Origin of the sequence: Janthinobacterium sp. PLB04 (assembly GCF_021165895.1) — a bacterium.
Classification (GTDB): domain Bacteria; phylum Pseudomonadota; class Gammaproteobacteria; order Burkholderiales; family Burkholderiaceae_D; genus Janthinobacterium; species Janthinobacterium lividum.
Genome location: NZ_CP088968.1, coordinates 426,546 through 445,243 on the forward strand (window position 1 = coordinate 426,546; position 18,698 = coordinate 445,243).

19 protein-coding genes are annotated in these 18,698 nt (G+C 63.3%); 9 read left to right on the top strand and 10 right to left on the bottom strand.

Annotated features, from left to right (window positions below):
• Positions 1-79: 79 nt before the first annotated feature.
• Positions 80-1,033, top strand: coding sequence for an NAD(P)H-dependent flavin oxidoreductase (locus LSO07_RS01740; RefSeq protein WP_034752807.1), 954 nt, complete (start codon positions 80-82; stop codon positions 1,031-1,033).
• A 103-nt stretch (positions 1,034-1,136) separates the two neighbouring features.
• Here the strand turns inward: LSO07_RS01740 and LSO07_RS01745 are convergent, their stop codons facing one another.
• The 9 genes from LSO07_RS01745 to LSO07_RS01785 all read right to left on the bottom strand — a co-directional run bounded on the left by LSO07_RS01745 (position 1,137) and on the right by LSO07_RS01785 (position 10,649).
• Positions 1,137-1,718, bottom strand: a complete 582-nt coding sequence (locus LSO07_RS01745; protein ID WP_034783782.1) for a hypoxanthine-guanine phosphoribosyltransferase — start codon at positions 1,716-1,718, stop codon at positions 1,137-1,139.
• Between the two features lie 63 nt (positions 1,719-1,781).
• Positions 1,782-3,038, bottom strand: coding sequence for a phenylacetate--CoA ligase family protein (locus tag LSO07_RS01750; RefSeq protein WP_034783780.1), 1,257 nt, complete (start codon positions 3,036-3,038; stop codon positions 1,782-1,784).
• On the bottom strand, positions 3,035-3,394 hold the full coding sequence (locus tag LSO07_RS01755; RefSeq protein ID WP_034783779.1) for an MmcQ/YjbR family DNA-binding protein: 360 nt from the start codon (positions 3,392-3,394) through the stop codon (positions 3,035-3,037). The genes LSO07_RS01750 and LSO07_RS01755 overlap by 4 nt, the downstream gene beginning before the upstream one ends.
• Positions 3,395-3,410: 16 nt before the next feature.
• Entirely contained in the window at positions 3,411-4,247 is an 837-nt protein-coding gene (locus LSO07_RS01760) for an ABC transporter ATP-binding protein (RefSeq protein ID WP_070258366.1), read from the bottom strand.
• Between the two features lie 130 nt (positions 4,248-4,377).
• Positions 4,378-5,697 (bottom strand): ABC transporter substrate-binding protein, encoded by a 1,320-nt coding sequence (locus LSO07_RS01765; RefSeq protein ID WP_034783778.1) that lies wholly within the window; start codon positions 5,695-5,697, stop codon positions 4,378-4,380.
• Between the two features lie 65 nt (positions 5,698-5,762).
• On the bottom strand, positions 5,763-6,821 hold the full coding sequence (locus LSO07_RS01770; protein WP_070258369.1) for a branched-chain amino acid ABC transporter permease: 1,059 nt from the start codon (positions 6,819-6,821) through the stop codon (positions 5,763-5,765).
• Positions 6,822-6,904: 83 nt separating this feature from the next.
• Positions 6,905-7,801, bottom strand: coding sequence for a branched-chain amino acid ABC transporter permease (locus tag LSO07_RS01775; protein ID WP_208672484.1), 897 nt, complete (start codon positions 7,799-7,801; stop codon positions 6,905-6,907).
• Positions 7,802-7,842: 41 nt separating this feature from the next.
• On the bottom strand, positions 7,843-8,703 hold the full coding sequence (locus LSO07_RS01780) for an ABC transporter ATP-binding protein (protein ID WP_225317145.1): 861 nt from the start codon (positions 8,701-8,703) through the stop codon (positions 7,843-7,845).
• A 14-nt stretch (positions 8,704-8,717) separates the two neighbouring features.
• Positions 8,718-10,649, bottom strand: coding sequence for an AMP-binding protein (locus LSO07_RS01785; RefSeq protein ID WP_151093946.1), 1,932 nt, complete (start codon positions 10,647-10,649; stop codon positions 8,718-8,720).
• Between the two features lie 180 nt (positions 10,650-10,829).
• Here LSO07_RS01785 and LSO07_RS01790 point away from each other — a divergent pair, with 180 nt between their 5' ends.
• Genes LSO07_RS01790 through LSO07_RS01820 form a run of 7 tightly spaced genes read left to right on the top strand, consistent with a single transcriptional unit; the run spans position 10,830 to position 16,500 of the window.
• Positions 10,830-11,528 carry a Crp/Fnr family transcriptional regulator gene (locus LSO07_RS01790; protein WP_034783773.1) on the top strand — a complete coding sequence of 233 codons (699 nt, stop codon included), beginning with the start codon at positions 10,830-10,832 and terminating at the stop codon, positions 11,526-11,528.
• Positions 11,515-12,234: a hypothetical protein gene (locus LSO07_RS01795; protein WP_143451082.1), complete on the top strand. Its 720-nt coding sequence runs from the start codon at positions 11,515-11,517 to the stop codon at positions 12,232-12,234. The genes LSO07_RS01790 and LSO07_RS01795 overlap by 14 nt, the downstream gene beginning before the upstream one ends.
• A gap of 30 nt (positions 12,235-12,264) precedes the next feature.
• The gene (locus tag LSO07_RS01800) at positions 12,265-14,088 is read left to right on the top strand and encodes an aminopeptidase P family protein (protein WP_151092043.1); all 1,824 of its coding nucleotides are present in this window, start codon (positions 12,265-12,267) and stop codon (positions 14,086-14,088) included.
• Positions 14,088-14,336: a hypothetical protein gene (locus LSO07_RS01805; RefSeq protein ID WP_034783769.1), complete on the top strand. Its 249-nt coding sequence runs from the start codon at positions 14,088-14,090 to the stop codon at positions 14,334-14,336. Before LSO07_RS01800 ends, LSO07_RS01805 begins: the two co-directional genes overlap by 1 nt.
• Complete coding sequence (locus LSO07_RS01810; RefSeq protein ID WP_034783768.1) at positions 14,337-15,077, top strand: MgtC/SapB family protein; 741 nt, start codon at positions 14,337-14,339, stop codon at positions 15,075-15,077.
• 5 nt (positions 15,078-15,082) lie between these two features.
• Complete coding sequence (locus tag LSO07_RS01815) at positions 15,083-15,670, top strand: DUF924 family protein (RefSeq protein WP_151092045.1); 588 nt, start codon at positions 15,083-15,085, stop codon at positions 15,668-15,670.
• Between the two features lie 2 nt (positions 15,671-15,672).
• Positions 15,673-16,500 (top strand): Rossmann-like and DUF2520 domain-containing protein, encoded by an 828-nt coding sequence (locus LSO07_RS01820; RefSeq protein WP_092609510.1) that lies wholly within the window; start codon positions 15,673-15,675, stop codon positions 16,498-16,500.
• A 1-nt stretch (position 16,501) separates the two neighbouring features.
• Here the strand turns inward: LSO07_RS01820 and LSO07_RS01825 are convergent, their stop codons facing one another.
• Positions 16,502-17,956 carry a sensor domain-containing diguanylate cyclase gene (locus LSO07_RS01825; protein ID WP_151092047.1) on the bottom strand — a complete coding sequence of 485 codons (1,455 nt, stop codon included), beginning with the start codon at positions 17,954-17,956 and terminating at the stop codon, positions 16,502-16,504.
• Positions 17,957-18,221: 265 nt separating this feature from the next.
• Between LSO07_RS01825 and LSO07_RS01830 the strand changes: the two genes are divergently transcribed.
• Positions 18,222-18,584, top strand: a complete 363-nt coding sequence (locus LSO07_RS01830; protein WP_151092049.1) for a hypothetical protein — start codon at positions 18,222-18,224, stop codon at positions 18,582-18,584.
• Positions 18,585-18,698: the final 114 nt, after the last annotated feature.

Below are 18,698 nucleotides of genomic sequence, written 5' to 3' on the forward strand. Positions count from 1 at the left end.
GCACGACCGTACTTTTTCTGCACTATAATCAACGTTCAGTGTGTTTTTCACGTCCGATCAACTTTCCAGCGAGTCCGCCATGGCATTGCCTGTTGCGTTGCAAAACCTTTCCTTACCCGTTATCGCGTCGCCGATGTTCATCGCCAGCGGCCCGGCCCTCGTCGCGGCGCAGTGCAAGGCCGGCATCGTCGGTTCCTTCCCGGCCCTGAACGCGCGTCCCGCCGAATTGCTCGACACCTGGCTCACCGAGCTGCAGGCCGAGCTGGCCGCCTTCCAGGCCGCCAATCCCGATAAAAAAGTGGGACCGATCGCCGTCAACCAGATCGTGCACCAGTCGAACGACCGCCTGGCACATGACGTGGAAGTGTGCGTGAAACACCAGATTCCCATCATCATTTCCTCGCTGCGCGCGCCGCCCAAGGAAATGCTCGACGCCATCCACAGCTATGGCGGCATCGTGCTGCATGACGTGATCTCGATCCGTCACGCGAAAAAGGCCCTGGAGGCGGGTGTCGATGGCTTGATCCTGGTCGCCAGCGGCGCCGGCGGCCATGCGGGCACCCTGTCGCCGTTCGCGCTGGTGGGCGAAGTGCGCAAGTTCTTCGACGGCCCGCTGGCGCTGTCCGGCTCCATCGCCACGGGCGATGCCGTGCTGGCCGCGCAAGCGATGGGCGCGGACTTTGCCTACATCGGCTCGCGCTGGCTGGCGACCAAGGAATCGAACGTCAGCGATGGCTACCGCGACGCCATCGTCGATTCCAGCGCGGCCGACATCGTCTACACCAACCTGTTTACGGGCGTGCACGGCAATTACCTGAAAAAATCGATCGAAGCGGCCGGACTCGATCCGGAAGCCTTGCCCGAAGCGGACAAGAGCGCGATGAATTTCGGTTCCGGCAGCGCCAAGGCCTGGCGCGACATCTGGGGCGCGGGCCAGGGCGTGGGCTTGATGGATGACGTGCCGAGCGTGGAAGAGATGGTGGCGCGCCTGAAGGCCGAATACGATGCGGCGCGCGCGCGGTTGAAGCTGTAACGTTGGTGAGGATGTCGGATTACGCGCTGCGCGCTAATCCGACCTACTCGAACCTGGTGGCGTAGGTCGGATTAGCGCAGCGTAATCCGACAACCATCATGGATCACTGCTGCTTCAAATCCTCGGGCTTGATGGCCCACAGGCCCGGCAGGTTGCGCCAGTAGCCATACGCATCCATGCCGAAGCCGACGACGAAGCGGTTCGGGATCACCAGGCCGACGATGTCGGCTTGTACAGGCTTCTTCTTGCCGATGGCCTTGTCCGCGAAGACGGCCAGGATCACTTCCGAGGCGCCCATGTCCAGCAAGCGCTGCTTGACGTGCGCCAGGGTTTCGCCTTCGTCGAGAATATCGTCGAGCACGATGACGGTACGGCCCGCTACGTTCGAGCGGGGGATGACTTTCCACACCACTTCGCCACCCTTGTCGTCGTCGCCGTAGCGGCTCACATGGATGTAGTCGAATTCGAGCGGAAAGCTCAGTTGCGGCAGCAGGCTGCCCGTAAACACGACGGCGCCGCCCATCACGCCCAGCACCAGCGGGAATTCTTTCGAATCGTCGGCGTTGAAGCGCGTGTTGAGCACATCGGCCATGCGCGTGATCGACGCCTGCACGGCGTCTTGGTCGAACAGCAGTTCCGCGTTCTTGATCAGGTCACGGGCACGGTTGTGATGAAATTCTTGCATGGACTCTTGCATGGCGATGAATGGGGCTGATGGTCAATGCCGGTATTATCCCGCAAATCGGCCTTATTTGTAATCGCGCATGTCGTCGATAACTTTCCCATCCTGCGCCAGACTGCCCACGGCCACCAGCACTACGTCGCCGCGCAGCTTGGTCAGTTCGCGGATCGAGCCGATGATGGCTTCCACGCCGCTGGCGTCCGTCGGATCGTCGACTTCGCAATGCAAAGCCATCTCGTCGTTGGCCATGCGTCCCGATACCACCAGTCGCGCCTTCTTGATTTGCGGATGGCGGCGCGCGATCTCGTGCACCTGCGACGGATGCACGAACATGGCGCGCACCTTGGTGGTTTGATCCGCTCGCCCCATCCAGCCCTTGATGCGCGTATTCGTGCGGCCGCACGGCGAGTCCGGCGCGTCCATCAGCACGGCCGACAGATCGCCCGTGGCGAAGCGGATCAGCGGGTAGTCGGCATTGAAGACGGTGACGACGACTTCGCCCACTTCGCCCGGCGCGACGGGAATGCCGCTGCCCGGATGGACGATTTCCAGCAGCACGTTTTCGTCAACGACCATGCCCGGATTGAGCTTGCCATTGCTGGCCGTTTCATAGGCGATGCTGCCGATATCGGCCGAGGCATAGGTCTGGAACACGTGCGGCACGCCATTTTCGGCAAACCAGCTGCGCAAGGATTCGGGCAAGGCTTCCGCGCCCATCACTGCCTTGGTGACGCTGCTGATGTCGGCGCCCATTTCGCGCGCCTTCTCGATGATCAGTTTCAGAAATGACGGCGTGCCGATATACGTGTCCGGCTTCAGGTCAGCCATCGCCTGCACCTGCATTTCCGTCTGGCCGATGCCGGCCGGGATGACGGTGCAGCCGATGCGCGCGGCGCCCCCTTCGACCATGAAGGCGGCCGGCGTGAAGTGATACGAAAAGCAGTTCTGCAGCAAGCCGCCGGCGCGCACGCCGGCCGCATACATGGGCCGCGCGAAGCGCCACCAGTCAGGGCCGCGGCCTTCCGGATCGAAGATGGGGCCGGGTGAGACGAATACGCGCGACAGGGCGTTCTTTGGCGTTGTGTTCAAGCCGCCGAACGGCAGCGCGTCGTGCTGCAATTGCTTGAGGTCGGACTTGCGCGTCACGGGCAGCTGCGCCAGCGCGGCGCGGCTGGTGATGTCGGCCGCAGTGACGCCATCAAGGATGCGGGCCCAGCCCGGCGCCTTCTGCGCGCGCGCGATCAGCTGCGGCAGGCCGGCCATCAATTCGCTTTCACGCGCTTCGGGGGCGCGTGCTTCCAGACTGTCGAGCGTATCGGTCATGTTGCTGATTCTCCAATGTCACGTTGCATTTTTTTCGTCAGCCCCGCAACAATCAGGCTGTATGAGCGCTGCAGCAGGGCGGCCATTTCGTCGTCATCGAGGGCGTCGGGACTGGCGACCAGCACCCATTTGGCCCGTGCCAGGTAGGGTGCCGGGCGAAAACCGGGGCGGTCCGTCAACTCCAGGAAGCGTTCCGCATCGACCTTGAAGCTCATGCCACGCGTGCTGTGCGCCTCCGCGCCGCATAGCGCGAACAGGCGGCCACCGACGGAAAACGCCAGCACGTTGCTCCACTTGATGTCTTCTGTCGCGCCGGGAAAGCCGCGGCATACTTGCTTCGCCCGTTCCAGGTCCATGACGGCAACTCCGATGTCAGGCCAGCCAGCGCTTGCGGCGGCGGTAGAACTTCATGTCGCGGAAGCTCTTGCGCCCGGCGCTGGACACGCCCAGGTAAAACTCTTTGACGTCTTCGTTGCTGGCCAGTTCCTGCGCTTGCCCTTCCATCACGACGCGGCCGTTTTCCAGGATGTAGCCGAAGTCGGCGTAGCGCAGCGCCACGTTGGTGTTCTGTTCGGCCAGCAGGAAAGACACGTTTTCCTTGTGGTTCAGGTCCTTGACGATGCCGAAGATCTCTTCGACGATCTGCGGCGCGATGCCCATCGACGGCTCGTCCAGTAAAATCATCGATGGCTTGGCCATCAGCGCGCGGCCGATGGCGCACATCTGCTGTTCGCCGCCCGAGGTGTAACCGGCCTGGCTGCTGCGCCGGGTTTTCAGGCGAGGAAAGTAGTGATACACCTTTTCCAGCGCGTCTTTCAGCTCGCCGCGCGACAGGCTGCGCGTGTAGGCGCCCGTCAGGAGGTTTTCCTCGATGGTGAGGTGGCCGAAACAGTGGCGCCCTTCCATCACTTGCGACAGGCCCCGCTTGACCAGTTCATTCGGCGTCAATTGATCCACGCGCTCGCCCTTGAACTGGACTTCGCCCTTGGTGACGTCGCCCCGTTCGCCGCGCAACAGGGTCGAGATGGTTTTCAGGGTGGTCGACTTGCCGGCGCCGTTGGCGCCAAGGAGTGCCACGATCTTGCCTTGCGGGACTTGCAGCGACACGCCCTTCAGGACCAGGATCACGTGGTCGTAGATGACTTCGATATTGTTCACCGACAGGTAGGGCGGTGGCGTTTCCGGTGTTTGCGTGGCAGTGGGTGTCATGGCTGCTTCGTTTTCATATGTGTTGGCGATGCTGTCGGATTACGGCCTGCGGCCTAATCCGACCTACGTCATATCCAGGTAGGTCGGATTAGCGCAACGCGCGTAATCCGACACCACCATCGGCAGCGATTTACTTCATGCACGCCGGCGTGATCTTTTTCTCTTCGGCGTACTTGTTCGACGATTCCTCGACCAGCTTGCGCACCAGGGCCTTGTCGCCGACGATCCATTTCGGCGTGATGGCGGTCCATTTCTTGCCATCCCACTGCTGCACTTTCACGGCGCCCGAGCCTTCATGGTCGTCGCAGCTGGTTTTCACGGTCGGGAACATGCCCAGCGCGCCGACGGCCTTCTGGCGCGCATCGTCGACGTTCAGGTTTTCCAGGCCCCAGCGCATCTGCTCGCCCGTGATCGGTTTGCCCTTGCCGAATTTTTCCTGCGCCACGCGGATCGCTTCCACCCACAGGATGCCGGCCGTCACGCCGCGCATGTGGTAGACGGAGCCGATGCGCGACTGGTCGGACAGGTTGCCCTTGCCGGACGCGTAGAGCTTCTTGCGGATGTCGTCGAGCACGGGGTAGTTGCCCGGCGTATTGAACGTCATCGCCGTGTAGCCCTTGGCCGCATCGCCCGATGGAATCGTGTCTTCCTCGGAGCCGGCCCACCAGACGCCCAGCATTTTGTCGCGCGGAAAGCCGTTGCGCTGCGCCGTCTTGATGGCAACGGAGTTCATCACGCCCCAGCCCCACAGGATCACGTGGTCCGGCTTGGCCTGGCGGATCTGCAGCCATTGCGATTGCTGTTCGCTGCCTGGCGGCGCGACGGGAATTTTGACCAGCTCGAAGCCGTACTGTTTCGACAGCGCTTCGAGCACGGGCAGCGGCTCCTTGCCGAAGGCCGAATCGTGGTACAGGTGGACGATCTTCTTGCCTTTCAGCTTGTCCATGCCGCCATCCTTGTCGCCCAGGTACTTGATCATGGCGGCGGCCTGGCTCCAGTAGCTGGAGATCAGCGGATACACATACGGGAAGACCTTGCCGTTGGCGGCGTCCGAGCGGCCGTAGCCGATCATCGTCATGGGGATCTTGTCTTGCGCCACGCGGTCCAGGATGCCGTAGGCGACGCCGGTGGACAGGGTTTCGACCAGGGTGGCGCCGCCCTGCTTGGTTTTCAGGCGTTCATAGCATTCGACGCCGCGCGACGGGTTGTATTCGGTTTCGCATTCTTCCCAGCTGATCTTGACGCCATTCACGCCGCCGGCCTGGTTGACCAGATTGAAGTAGTCGATGATGCCGCCGTAGAAACCGGAGCCGCCGGCCGCGTACGGGCCCACGCGGTAGGACGGCAGGGCGATGTACTGTTCCTTGTCCTGGGCTTGCGCGCTGCCGGCCATGGTGAGTGCGGCACTGGCGATGGCGGCGGCCAGCATGAGCGATTTGATGTGTTTCATTGTGTGTCTCCTCTTGTTTTATTTGATTTCAAGTCAATCGACATCAGACAGCAAGGTACAAATTCCTAGTGCGGGAAAGGCCACAGGCGCAGTTTCTCCTTCGCGATCTGCCACAGCCTGGCCAGGCCATGCGGTTCGACGATCAGGAAGAAAATGATCAGCGCTCCGAACACCATCAGTTCCAGGTTCGAAGCCACGCTGGTCGGCAATGCCAGGCCATGCGCGATGGTGTTCAGGAAGACGGGCAGCAGCACGATGAAGGCCGCGCCGAGGAAGGAACCGAGGATCGAGCCGACGCCGCCGATGATGATCATGAACAGGATGCGGAAGGACAGGTCCAGGTTGTACGCTTCCGGCTCCACCGTGCCCAGGTAGGCATACGCATACAGCGCGCCGGCCACGCCGCAGTAGAACGAGCTGACGGCAAACGCCAGCAGCTTGGTGCGCATCAGGCGGAAACCGATCACTTCGGCCGCCATGTCCATGTCGCGCACGGCCATCCACGAGCGGCCCACGTTCGAGCGGATCATGTTCTTGGCCAGCAGCGCCATGCCGGCGACAATCGCCAGCACCAGCAGGTATTTGCTTTGCGGCGTGTCGAACTGGTAGCCGAGGATGGTCATTTTCTGCACCGTGATCACGCCCGAGGAGCTGTAGTTAGTGAGATACGGGATCTTGGTCAGACACCAGACGACAAAGAACTGCGTCGCCAGGGTGGAGGCGGCCAGGTAAAAGCCGCGGATGCGCAGGGAAGGCAGGCCGAAGGCGATGCCCACCATGGCCGCGCACAGGCCGCCGAGGATGAACGACACCAGCAGCGGCAAGCCTGGCAGGCGGGCCATGAAGTTATACGAGGCAAAGGCGCCCACGGCCATGAAGGCGGCCGTGCCCAGCGACAGCTGGCCCGCGTAACCGGTGAGGATGTTCAGGCCCAGTGCTGCCAGGGCGAAGATCAGGAAGGGAATCAGGATCGCCGACAGCATGTAGGGCGAGGCCAAATACGGCAGGAGGAAGACGGCGACGAGGAGCGTGGCCGTCAGCGCCAGGCGGTCTTGCCTGATCGGGAAAATCTGGTTGTCAGCCTGGTAGCTGGTCTTGAATTGTCCTGCTTCACGGTAAATCATGGCGTGTCCTTTGCTGGCTGTTTTGGCTGTTGTCGGGTTACGCGCCATGCGCTAACCCGACCTACGATGCTGTTACGGTGGCGTTATATTCGCCGGATGATCTTCTCGCCGAACAGGCCTTCCGGCCGCACCAGCAGGAACAGCAGGGCCAGCACATACGGGAACCAGCCTTCGATGCCGCCGCCCACCATGGGTCCGAGGTAGACTTCGGCCAGCTTTTCCGACGCGCCGATGATCAGGCCACCGACGATGGCGCCCGGCACCGACGTAAAGCCGCCGAGGATCAGCACCGGCAGCGCTTTCAAGGCGATGAAGGTGAGGGCGAACTGCACGCCGTTGCGCGCGCCCCACAGCAAGCCGGCCACCATGGCCACCAGGCCCGCCACGCCCCACACGACGGCCCAGATGCGCTGCAGCGGGATGCCTACGGCCAGTGCCGCCTGGTGGTCATCGGCGACGGCGCGCAAGGCGCGGCCCACCTTGGTTTTCGAGAACAGCAAGGCCAGGCAGATCACCAGCAGCGCGCAGATGCCGGCCGCCATCAGGTCGAACTGCGAGATGTTGATGTCGAAGCGGTCTATCAAAAACTGCATCGGCACGTCTTCGATGGGCAGGTCCAGCTTGTGCACTTGGGAGCCCCACATCAGCTGCGCCAGGCCTTCGATGAAAAAGGTCAGGCCGATGGTGGCCATGAACAGCGTGATTTCCGGCTGGTTGACGAGCGGGCGCAAGACCACCCGTTCAATCGCCATGCCCAGCACGATCATGGTGAGCATCGTCAGCGGGATGGCCAGCCACAGCGACAGGCCGAACTTGTCCATGATGCCGACGCAGGTGAGGGCGGCGAAAAACACCATCGCTCCCTGCGCGAAGTTGAACACGCCCGACGCCTTGTAGATCAGGACAAAGCCGATCGCCACCAGCGCATACATGACGCCCGACAGCAGGCCGCCGATCAGCACTTCAAAGAAAAAATTGATATTCATGAGGGTTCCAATGGGTTGCGCGTAGCCCTGCCCGATTACGGGCAGGTCGTTTCGCCGGCCGGCAGCGTGCTGCCTGAATTCCCGGCTACACTGCCGAGATAGGCGTTGATGACATCCTGGTTGCTGCGCACCTCGTCGGGCGTGCCGTCGCCGATCTTCTTGCCGTAATCGAGCACCACCACGCGGTCGGAGATATCCATCACCACGCCCATGTCGTGCTCGATCAGCACGATGGTCGTGCCCAGCTGGTCGTTGACGTCGAGGATGAAGCGGCACATGTCCTGCTTTTCTTCCACGTTCATGCCGGCCATCGGTTCATCGAGCAGCAAAATTTCCGGTTCGGCCACCAGCGCGCGGCCCAGCTCCACGCGCTTTTGCAGGCCGTAGGGCAGGCGCCCCACGGGCGTCTTGCGGATGGCCTGGATTTCCAGGAAGTCGATGATTTCCTCTGCCTTCTTGCGGTGCTCGATTTCCTCGCGCCGCGCCGGGCCCCAGTACAGGGCTTGCAAGAGGAAATTCGATTTCATCTTCAGGTTGCGTCCCGTCATGATGTTGTCGAGCACCGTCATGCCTTTAAAAAGGGCGATGTTCTGGAAGGTGCGCGCGATGCCGGACTTGGCGGCCGCATAGCAATCCATGCCGCGCCGGTGTTCGCCCCGGTAGATGATTTCTCCCTGCTGCGGGCGGTACACGCCGTTGATCACGTTGAGCATCGAGCTTTTGCCGGCGCCGTTCGGGCCGATGATGGCGCGGATTTCATGCTGCTTGACGTCAAACGAGATGTCGGTCAGCGCCTTCACGCCGCCAAATGACAGCGAGATGTTCTTCAGGTCGAGGATCACGGGGCCCGCCTTGCGGGCCGTGCCGAAATGGGCGTCGGGTTCGTTCATTTGCATCGTACTGTGCTCCATCATGCGGCCAGGCCCTGGGGCCGATACGTTTTGCTGTCCCAGATCTGCAGGTCGGCGCTGGTCGAACCGGTGCGGCCATCCTCGAATTTCACCTGGGTCTCGATGTATTGCGTTGCCTTGCCCTCATACAGGGCGGAAATGAGCACGGCGTACTTTTCGGCGATGAATTTGCGGCGCACCTTGCGCGTGCGGGTCAGCTCGTCGTCGTCCGGATCGAGTTCCTTGTGCAGCACGAGGAAGCGATGCACCTGCGTGCGGTCCATCAGCGGGTCGGCCGCCAGTTCCGCGTTGACTTGCTCGATGCAGTCGCGGATCAGGCCATAGGTTTCGGCGCGCGCCGCCAGGTCGGTGTAGCCGGAGTAGGCGATGCCGCGCCGCTCTGACCAGTTGCCCACCGCTTCGATGTCGATGTTGATGAAGGCGCACACCTGGTCGCGCGCATGGCCGAAGGCCACCACTTCCTTGATGAAGGGGAAGAACTTGAGCTTGTTTTCGATGTAGTTGGGGGCGAACATGGCGCCGCAATTCATCTTGCCCACGTCGGCCGCGCGGTCGATGATTTTCAGATGGCCTTCGCTATCGAACACGCCCGCGTCGCCCGTATGGAAATAGCCGTCGCTGTCGATCACTTCGGCGGTGGCGTCGGGACGCCTGAAGTAGCCGCTCATGGTGGCCGGCGACTTGACCAGCACTTCGCCATTCGCCGCCAGCTTGACTTCCACGCCCGGCGCCGGCAAGCCGACGCTGTCGAACTTGATATTGCCATCCGGTTGCAGACAGACATAGGCGCAGGTTTCGGTCGAGCCGTACAGCTGCTTGAGATTGACGCCGATGGAGCGGTAGAAGCGGAACAGGTCGGGGCCGATGGCGGCGCCGGCGGTATAAGCCACGCGCACGCGCGACAGTCCCAGCACGTTTTTCAGGGGGCCGTAGACGAGCAGCTCGCCCAGCTTGTAGCTGAGGCGGTCCGCCAGCGATACGGGCTTGCCATCCAGGATCTGCGCGCCGCAGCGCTTGGCCACGTCCATGAAATGGCTGAACATGTGACGCTTGATGCTGCTCGCGTCTTCCATGCGTATCATCACGCTGGTGAGCATGTTTTCGAACACGCGCGGCGGCGCAAAGTAGCAGGTGGGGCCGATTTCGCGCATGTCGATCATCACCGTGTCGCCCGATTCGGGGCAGTTGACGGTAAAGCCGGCCACCATGGCCTGCGCCAGCGAGAACAGGCAGTCGCCCACCCACGCCATGGGCAGGTAGGACAGGATGTCTTCCTCGTCGGTGAGCTTGTCGAAGGCGACGCCGCCAATGCCGGCAGCCAGCAGCGCCGTGTGGCTCTGGCATACGCCCTTCGGCTTGCCCGTGGTGCCCGAGGTGTACAGGATCACGGCGGAGTCGCTCCCTTGGCCCGCTGCCACGGCGGCATCGAAAAAGCCCGGGTGTTCGCGGTCATAGGCCCGGCCCAGCACCTGCAGGGCGGCAAAGGACATCAGTTCCGGCTGGCGATAATGGCGCATGCCCCGTTCATCGTCATAGGCGATGTGGGCGACGTGCGGGTACAGCGCTTTGAGTTCGAGCAGCTTGTCGACCTGCTCCTGGTCTTCGACGATGGCGTAGCGGATTTCCGCATCCTGCAGCACGTAGGCCATGTCGGCGGCCGGCGCGTCCTGGTACAGTGGCACGGGCACGCCGCCCAGGCTTTGCGCCGCCAGCATGGCCCAGTACAGGCGGGGACGATTATCGCCGATGATGGCCAGGTTCATGCCGCGATGGAAGCCGATGGCTGCCAGGCCGCAGGCCAGTGCGCGTACTTCCTCGTTGACTTCAAGCCAGGTCCAGGTTTGCCAGATGCCCAGGTATTTTTCGCGAAATGCGGGCTTGTCGGATCGTACTGTCCCGTGTTGCAATAAGCGCCGCGGAAAAGTCGGCATTGCTGCTGTGGTATTCGTTTGCACCAGTGTCTCCCTGTTGCTTGTCTCAGGCCCCACCTCGTTGGATGGCGCTCTGTGTTTTTTATGTGTAAGGCGTTTGTGCAATGATAGTAGCTTGCGTTAGTTTGCCAAGTTGTCTTTTCGGGGACATTTACCCACTTTTCGATGGTGCATCGCACAATGACCAATCCTGATATCAGCCTCAAGGATGCCGTGCGCGCGGCCCACTGGGCACAGCTGCTCGATCCCGTTCAACTGGCCCGGGTCGAGGCGGATGTGTTTGAAACCTTCGTGCCGAAAGGCGGCTTTGTCTGCCGCAAGGGCGAGCCCGTGGATAACTGGATCGGCGTCATCAGCGGCATGGTCAAGATGAATAATTTTTCCGCCTCCGGCAAGGCCATGACCTTTATCGGCGTGCCGCCCGGCAGCTGGTTCGGCGAAGGTTCATTACTGAAGAATGAAATCCGCAAATACGACACCATGGCCCTGCGCGACACGCGCGTGGCGCGCCTGCCCGGCGCCACCTTCCACTGGCTGCTGGAAACGAGCCTGCCATTCACGCGCTTCCTGCTGATGCAGCTCAACGAGCGCCTGGGCCAGTTCATCGGCATGGTGGAAAACGAGCGCCTGCTGGACCTGAACACGCGCGTGGCGCGCTGCCTGGCCTCGATGTTCAACTCGCACTTGTACCCGGGCGTGGAAACCCTGGTGCAGCTGTCGCAGGAAGAAATCGGGCTGTTGTCCGGCTCTTCGCGCCAGCGCGCCAACCAGGCCTTGCAAGTGCTGGAAAAAAAAGGTTTATTGCGCCTCGATTACGGCGGCATCCGCGTGCTGGACCTGGAAGGCTTGCGCCGCTATGAGGCCGATGATGGCGAATGAGGTGTCGATGGACGAGGTGCGGCAGCTGACGGAGCAGCACTACCAGTCGTTCCTGCAGGCGCGCCTGGCTGGCGCCAAGGCCCTGGCGCGGCTCGATGCGGCCATGCAGGCGCGCCACGCCGTGCTGCCGATGCCGATTACCCTGCGCGAACTGGCCTTGCTGCCGCAATTGCGCGATGCCTCCCTGCTGGCGCTGGCCCGCTCGCCGCACAGCGGACACTGGAGCCGCGACGACATCGGCGATACGGATCCCGCGCAGGAGCTGGCCGGCGATGCCGCGTATGCGGATTTTGCGCGCGTCATCCTGGAAGAAGCGGCTGCGCACGTCGCCGCCATCCATGCGGGCCAGCTGCCGTATGTGGCCGATGCGGCCTTTGCCACGGCCGATTCCGGCGTGCTGGCGCGCGCCGCGCGGGTGGCTGCCTACCGCGATGACGCATGGTTCGCGCCCGTCATCGCCACCTTGCTGCCGCAGGTATGCGTGGCGCCCGGCACGGCGAAAAGCGCGCCGTCGCAGTCGCTGGCCATGGCGCTGGGCCATGGCGTGGAAACCATCCCCACCCAGGCAAGCCTGGAAGCCCTGCGCGCGGCGCTGGACCAGGTGCGCCACGCGGGCATCCGGAAAAAACTCGAACGCAACCTGAAACCGGCGGAAAAGGCGTTGCGGGCGCGCAGTGCCTTACCCGGGCTAATCGGGGTATCATAGGCGCTTCCCAGCACCGCTTTTTCCGTCCCCATGCAGACACCTGACCAAGCCACTCCCGCCTCCCGTTTGTCGCAACTGCGCGGCGCCATGCGCGCGCAGCACATCGACGCCCTGATCGTGCCCTCGGCCGACCCGCACTTGTCCGAGTATCTGCCGGCCCGCTGGCAGGGCCGCGAGTGGTTGTCGGGCTTTACGGGCTCCGTCGGCACGCTGGTCGTGACGCAGGATTTCGCCGGCGTGTGGACCGATGGCCGCTATTGGGAACAGGCGGAAGACGAACTGGCCGGCAGCGGCATCGTCCTGAAGAAAATCCCGTCCGGCGCCAGCGTGCTGTATATCGACTGGCTGGGCGACGCCATGCAGCCGGGGCAGACGGTGGCCGTCGATGGCGCCGTGCTGGGCCTGGCCAATGCGCGCCTGCTGCAACAGGCGCTGGGCGCGCAAGTGATCCTGCGCACGGACACCGATGTGCTGCAAGCCGTGTGGCCGGATCGCCCGGCCATGCCCGCCGCACCCGTGTTCGAGCATACGGCCGCGTATCCCTCGCTGTCGCGCACGCAAAAACTGGCGGCCCTGCGCGCCGGCATGGCGACCCAAGGCGCCAGCCACCATGTGATTTCCACCCTCGACGACATCGCGTATCTGTTCAACCTGCGCGGCGCCGACGTCAATTACAACCCCGTCTTCCTCGCGCATGCGCTGGTGGGACCCGAGCGCGCCACGCTGTTCGTCGCCGACGGCAAGCTGCCGGCCGCCCTGCGCGCCACCCTGGAGAGCGAGGGCGTGGACGTGGCCGCGTATGACCGTGCCGGCGCCGCATTGGCCGCCTTGCCTGCCGGTGCCACCTTGCTGCTCGACCCGCGCCGCATCACGTTCGGCACGCGCCAGGCCGTGGCAGATGGCGTGCGCGTGGTCGAATCCATCAACCCGACCACCCTGGCCAAGTCGCGCAAGACGGACAGCGAGGCGGCGCATGTGCGCGCCGCCATGGAGCAGGATGGCGCCGCCCTGTGCGAGTTTTTCAGCTGGCTGGATCGCACCCTGGCCGACCCGCAGCGCGCACCGTTGACGGAAATCGGCGTCGACGAGCACCTGACGGCCGCCCGCGCCCGCCGCGCCGGGTTTGTCAGCCCCAGTTTCGGCACCATCGCCGGCTTCAATGCGCATGGCGCCATCATGCATTACCACGCGCATGCGGGCAGCGAGGCTACCATCGAAGGCGACGGCTTGCTGCTGATCGACTCGGGCGGCCAGTATTGGGGCGGCACCACGGATATCACCCGCGTGGTCCCCGTCGGCACGATCACGGCCGAGCACAAGCGCGATTTCACCCTGGTCTTGCGCAGCATGATCGCCCTGTCGCGCGCGCAATTCCCGCGCGGCGTGAAGTCGCCCATGCTGGACTCGATTGCGCGCGCGCCCCTGTGGGCCGAGGGCATCGATTTCGGTCATGGCACGGGCCACGGCGTGGGCTTTTTCCTCAACGTCCACGAAGGGCCGCAATCGATTTCCCAGTCCGCCATGCCGGAGCCGCAGACGGCCATGGAACCTGGCATGATCACTTCCATCGAGCCGGGCATCTACCGCCCCGGCCAGTGGGGCATCCGCATCGAGAACCTGGTGCTGAATGTCCCGGCAGGGACGACGCAGTTTGGCGAATTTTTGCGTTTTGAAACCCTGACCCTGTGCCCGATCGACACGCGCTGCGTGGAACGCTCGCTATTGCGCGACGACGAGGCGGCCTGGCTCAACGACTATCACGCGACCGTGCGCGCGCGCCTCGCGCCGCACCTGGCCGCGCCGGCCGATGCGCCTGCGCTGGCGTGGCTGGAACAGCGCACGGGAGCCATCTGATGCGTTCGACCCGCGCCACGTCCGCCATCGAGCGGCTCAAGGAACGCACCGGCCACCGCCTCTACACGATGGCGCGCACGGGCGATGAACTGTTCTTCCTCACGGAAGGGCCGGGCTTGCCGCCTTTGTGCCCGCCGCTGGAACTGGATGCCTTTGTCGCCTTCGTCAATGGCCTGGGGCCGCAAAAGGCGCGCCGCGTCAGCAAGCTCGACGTGGCGTTTGAAAAGCAGCTGAGCAAAAAGCCCTAAATGCCGACCATCGACTTCCTGCGCGCCTACTGGTCGCCGGCCGAGCTGGCGACGAATGGCGTGATCCTGCTGAACCTGCTGGGCGCGCTGCTGCTGGGCTTGCTGGTTGGCTATGAACGCTCGTATCACGGGCGCGCGGCGGGCATGCGCACCTACAGCCTTGTCTGCATGGCCTCGGCCGCGCTGACGGTGCTGGGCGGCTATCCCGAGTTCTGGTACGGCGGCCATGGCGCCATTGTCGGCAGCGACCCCACGCGCGTCATCCAGGGTATCGTCACGGGCGTGGGTTTTCTCGGCGCCGGCGTCATCATGCGCGAGGGTTTCAATATCAGCGGCCTGACGACGGCCGCCTCGATCTGGGCTTCGTCCGTGATCGGCATCATGGTCGGCATCGGCTTTTATCTGTCGGCCATGGGCCTGGCCTTCCTGTGTGCGATGGCGATGATTTTTCTGTCAAAATTGGAGAACTGGCTGCCGTCGCGCCACGCGGTGGCCATCACCATGCGCTTCCGCCAGGGGTTTATTCCGCGTGAAGATGCGCTGCGGCGCATGGCGGCCAAGCGCGGCTACGACATCGCCAGCGGCTCGCTGACCATCGGCAGCAATGAAGGCATGCAGGAATGGCGCTTCGTCGCCATCGCGCATGGCAAGAACACGGGCGCCAGCCTGTCCGCCATGTCGGCCGAACTGGCCGCTTTCGAAGGCATCGCCGGCTTCCAGCTGTCGCACGCACGCAATTGAAAAGGATGGACATGGATGCACAGGCCCAAGAGGTACTCGATTTCTGGTTCCTGCCGCCGGATAACCCGGATTACGGCCAGTCGCGCATGGAATGGTTCCGCAAGGATGACGGCTTCGATGCGCAGATACGCGATCGTTTCGGCGCGCTGATCGATGCCGCCATCGAGGGTGGCTTGCGCGAGTGGGACACGATGCCGCACGGCGTGCTGGCGCGCCTCATCGTGCTCGATCAATTCACGCGCAATGTGTATCGCGGCACGCCGCGCGCCTTTGCCGGCGACGCCCGGGCGCTGGCGCTGGCTCTATCCTTGACCGAGCAAGGCCTTGATCAGCAGCTGCCGCCGATGCTGCGCGCCTTCGCCTACCTGCCGTTCGAACACGCGGAAGACCTGGCCATGCAGGCGCGCGCCGTCGAGCTGTTCCAGATGCTGTCGCAGGCGCAGCCCGGCTTTGAGGGCATGCTCGACTACGCCGAGCGGCACCAGGAAGTGATCGCCCGCTTTGGCCGCTTCCCGCACCGTAACGCCATCCTGGGCCGCGCTTCCACGCCGCAGGAGCTGGAATTCCTGCGCCAGCCGGGATCAAGTTTCTAGACATGAACGTCACCCTGAATATCATCGGCGCCGGCCATGTGGGCCGTGTGCTGGGCCGTTTGTTCGCCGGCGTGGAGGGTGTCGCCGTGCAGGACGTGCTGACGCGCTCGATGGCGTCGGCGCAATCGGCCGTCGATTTCATGGGCGCCGGCACTCCCGTCGCCAGCTATGCGGCCTTGCGGCGCGCCGACGTCACCATGCTGGCCGTGGCGGACGACCAGATCGTCCCGGCCTGCGCGGCGCTGGTGGCCGAAGGACGCCAGGCGGGCGCCATCGTGTTCCACTGCAGCGGCGCGCTGGCGTCGAACGCGCTGCTGGCCGCCACGCAGGCCGGCGCGTTTGTCGCCAGCGCCCACCCGATCCGCAGCTTTGCCGACCCGCAGCAGGTGGCCGCCACCTTTGACGGCACGTTTTGCGGCGTCGAAGGCGATCCGCTGGCGCTGGCGTTCCTCACGCCGGCATTGAACGCCATCGGCGCACGTCCCGTGCCCATCGACCCGGCCGCCAAGACCCTGTATCACGCCGCTGCCGTCTTCGCCAGCAATTACCTGGTGACGGTGCTCGACGCCGCCTTGCGCGCCTACCAGGCGGCCGGCATTCCCGAGCCGGTGGCGCGCGAACTGGCGCAGCCTCTGGTGACGGAAGCGGTGGCCAATGTGTTCCGCCTGGGCGCCGCGCCCGCGCTGTCCGGCCCCATCGCGCGCGGCGATTCGGCCACCGTGCAACGCCAGCAACTGGCCGTGCAAAGCTGGGATGCCGCCACGGGCGAGTTGTACCGGGCGCTGGTGGCGCCCACGCAGGATCTGGCCAGGCGCAAGCGCGGGGGATGACTCAGGCGGCGTGCACGCCGTTGCGGCCGTGCTGCTTGGCCTGATACAGCGCGCTGTCTGCGCGCGAAAAGAAGGCCGATTCGCTTTCCTCTGGCCGGTACTCGGCCACGCCCAGGCTGATCGTCACGGGTACCTGCGGTTCGGGCAGGCCGAAATCGTGGCCTTCGATGGCGGCGCGCAGGTTTTCCGCCACTTCCGCCGCTTTGGCCAGGTTGCAGTTATTCAGCAATACCAGGTATTCCTCGCCGCCCCAGCGCGTGATGACATCGCTTTCGCGCACGGTGGCGTGCGCCACGTCGGCCACGCCACGGATGACTTTGTCACCCCACAGGTGGCCGTGCGTATCGTTGACGCGCTTGAAGAAATCGATGTCGAACAGGATGGCGGACATCGGTTGCTCGTTGCGCCTGGACAGGAGCATGGCGCGCTGGAACAGCAATTCCAGCGATTGGCGATTCAATAGCCCGGTCAGCGCATCCGTCGAGGCGATGCGCTCGATGCGGCGCTGGTAGCGGTTCACCGTCAGCAAGGTCAGCACCAGTACCAGCAGGGTGACGCCAAAGCTGATGGCCAGGTTGAGGATGAAGACGCGCTGCAGCGACTGGACTTCGTCGCTGACGTTCTGCTCGACCACCAGGTACCAGCCCAGTTCGGGAATGAAACGCGAGTTGACGAGGATTTGCGCGCGGCCAAGCTGGTACGACAGATGCGTCGGTTCGCTCTGGTGGTTGATGATCTGGTCGGCAATGGCGTTCACGCCGGGCAGGCTGCGGATGTTGCCGTGCCCGTTGCGCATGGTCTTGCCCGCCAACACCAGGGCGCCGGCGCCATCGACAAAATAGATGTTGCGGTGAAAGCGTGCCTGGTAGCGGTCGATGATGTGGCTCATGGTGTCCAGAGTCAGGCCGATGCCGGTGGCGCCGATGAACAGGCCGTCGTAGTCGAGTACGCGGTGGTTGATGAAGATGGTCATGCTGTCGCGGTTGGCCATGTCCACGTCGACATTCGTTTCATAGTCGCTGTTTTCCATGGCGCGCACGCGGTAGTACCAGATGTCGCGCGTCGCCTGCGGGCTGACGGATTTCAGGGTGCCTTCCGCGTAATAATATTTGCTGCTCTTGTCCGAGACGAGAAAGCTGGTGATGGCGCCGTATTTCTTCTTGACTTCGGCCAGGTAGCGCACGATCTGTTCCGGCTTGTTTTCGCCGGCGAGTATCCAGTCGCGCACGAAGGTGTCGTGCGCCATCAGCGAGGAAATGAAGACGGGGCGCAGCATGTCCTTCTGGATTTCGGAATAGATATTGTCGCCCGTCAGCGGCAAGGTCTGGTCGGCGATGCCATGTTCGATGGTCTGGCGCGACGCAAGGTAGCTGGCCAGGCTGGTGGCCATGAAGCCCGCGCCCAGGATCAGGGTCAGGAGGATGAGCAGGCGGTACTTGATCGACAGAAGACGCATGGAGACGAGGAGTGGCCGGCGGGAAGGCAATCGTGACGCAAGCCAAAAGTATGCAGCAGGGCGGGTATTGGCGCAATGATAACTGGATTTATTGACAATTTACCTTGCTGAACGCGACAAGATAACCACGACTTACCAAATAAAAGTGCCGATTTGTCGACAAAGATGCAAATTAGCAATAAGATTTGACGAGGGGAATCATTGCGCACCGCCCCTGTCTTGCCGCCCGTTTCAGGCGCGGGACATTAAGCGCAGGGAGTGTTGTATGTTATTTTTAAAGAGTACGTCTGTCAGCAAGGCCCCCGGCATCTACGAGGTCGACATCGCCGCCAAGCCGCCTGGCAAGACCTTCGGCATTTTTCTCGCCACCGATCCCGACCATCCACCATTGGCTTTGCTGGGGCAATTGAAGGCGCTCGGCTTCGAGAACACCTATAGTTCGCCCTACCTGCACAAGGATGCGGGCAAGGTGCTGGACCTGCATTTCCAGAAGGATGGCACGGATATCTTCAAGGGTTGGAAAACCGAGGAGTGCACGCACAACCTGGCGGCCATCACGGCCCTGTTCGAGGAACACGGCATCACTATCGCCCCACGGGTTATGTCGATGGCGGAAGCCTACGCCTAAACGCCTATCAAAACCTACTGCGCGTCGGTATAGGCGGCCTGCGATGCTCACTGCCTCGGCGGCCCCGTGCATTAGCACAGCTCCGCTTCTCAGCCACCTCTTCCTTCCGCTCGC

Bases quoted from the DNA above. Each gene is read 5' to 3' on its own strand.
- LSO07_RS01740 (WP_034752807.1), top strand. From the start codon at position 80: ATGGCATTGCCTGTTGCGTTGCAAAACCTTTCCTTACCCGTTATCGCG.
- LSO07_RS01745 (WP_034783782.1), bottom strand. From the start codon at position 1,718: ATGCAAGAATTTCATCACAACCGTGCCCGTGACCTGATCAAGAACGCG.
- LSO07_RS01750 (WP_034783780.1), bottom strand. From the start codon at position 3,038: ATGACCGATACGCTCGACAGTCTGGAAGCACGCGCCCCCGAAGCGCGT.
- LSO07_RS01755 (WP_034783779.1), bottom strand. From the start codon at position 3,394: ATGGACCTGGAACGGGCGAAGCAAGTATGCCGCGGCTTTCCCGGCGCG.
- LSO07_RS01760 (WP_070258366.1), bottom strand. From the start codon at position 4,247: ATGACACCCACTGCCACGCAAACACCGGAAACGCCACCGCCCTACCTG.
- LSO07_RS01765 (WP_034783778.1), bottom strand. From the start codon at position 5,697: ATGAAACACATCAAATCGCTCATGCTGGCCGCCGCCATCGCCAGTGCC.
- LSO07_RS01770 (WP_070258369.1), bottom strand. From the start codon at position 6,821: ATGATTTACCGTGAAGCAGGACAATTCAAGACCAGCTACCAGGCTGAC.
- LSO07_RS01780 (WP_225317145.1), bottom strand. From the start codon at position 8,703: ATGCAAATGAACGAACCCGACGCCCATTTCGGCACGGCCCGCAAGGCG.
- LSO07_RS01785 (WP_151093946.1), bottom strand. From the start codon at position 10,649: ATGCCGACTTTTCCGCGGCGCTTATTGCAACACGGGACAGTACGATCC.
- LSO07_RS01790 (WP_034783773.1), top strand. From the start codon at position 10,830: ATGACCAATCCTGATATCAGCCTCAAGGATGCCGTGCGCGCGGCCCAC.
- LSO07_RS01795 (WP_143451082.1), top strand. From the start codon at position 11,515: ATGATGGCGAATGAGGTGTCGATGGACGAGGTGCGGCAGCTGACGGAG.
- LSO07_RS01800 (WP_151092043.1), top strand. From the start codon at position 12,265: ATGCAGACACCTGACCAAGCCACTCCCGCCTCCCGTTTGTCGCAACTG.
- LSO07_RS01805 (WP_034783769.1), top strand. From the start codon at position 14,088: ATGCGTTCGACCCGCGCCACGTCCGCCATCGAGCGGCTCAAGGAACGC.
- LSO07_RS01810 (WP_034783768.1), top strand. From the start codon at position 14,337: ATGCCGACCATCGACTTCCTGCGCGCCTACTGGTCGCCGGCCGAGCTG.
- LSO07_RS01815 (WP_151092045.1), top strand. From the start codon at position 15,083: ATGGACATGGATGCACAGGCCCAAGAGGTACTCGATTTCTGGTTCCTG.
- LSO07_RS01820 (WP_092609510.1), top strand. From the start codon at position 15,673: ATGAACGTCACCCTGAATATCATCGGCGCCGGCCATGTGGGCCGTGTG.
- LSO07_RS01825 (WP_151092047.1), bottom strand. From the start codon at position 17,956: ATGCGTCTTCTGTCGATCAAGTACCGCCTGCTCATCCTCCTGACCCTG.
- LSO07_RS01830 (WP_151092049.1), top strand. From the start codon at position 18,222: ATGTTATTTTTAAAGAGTACGTCTGTCAGCAAGGCCCCCGGCATCTAC.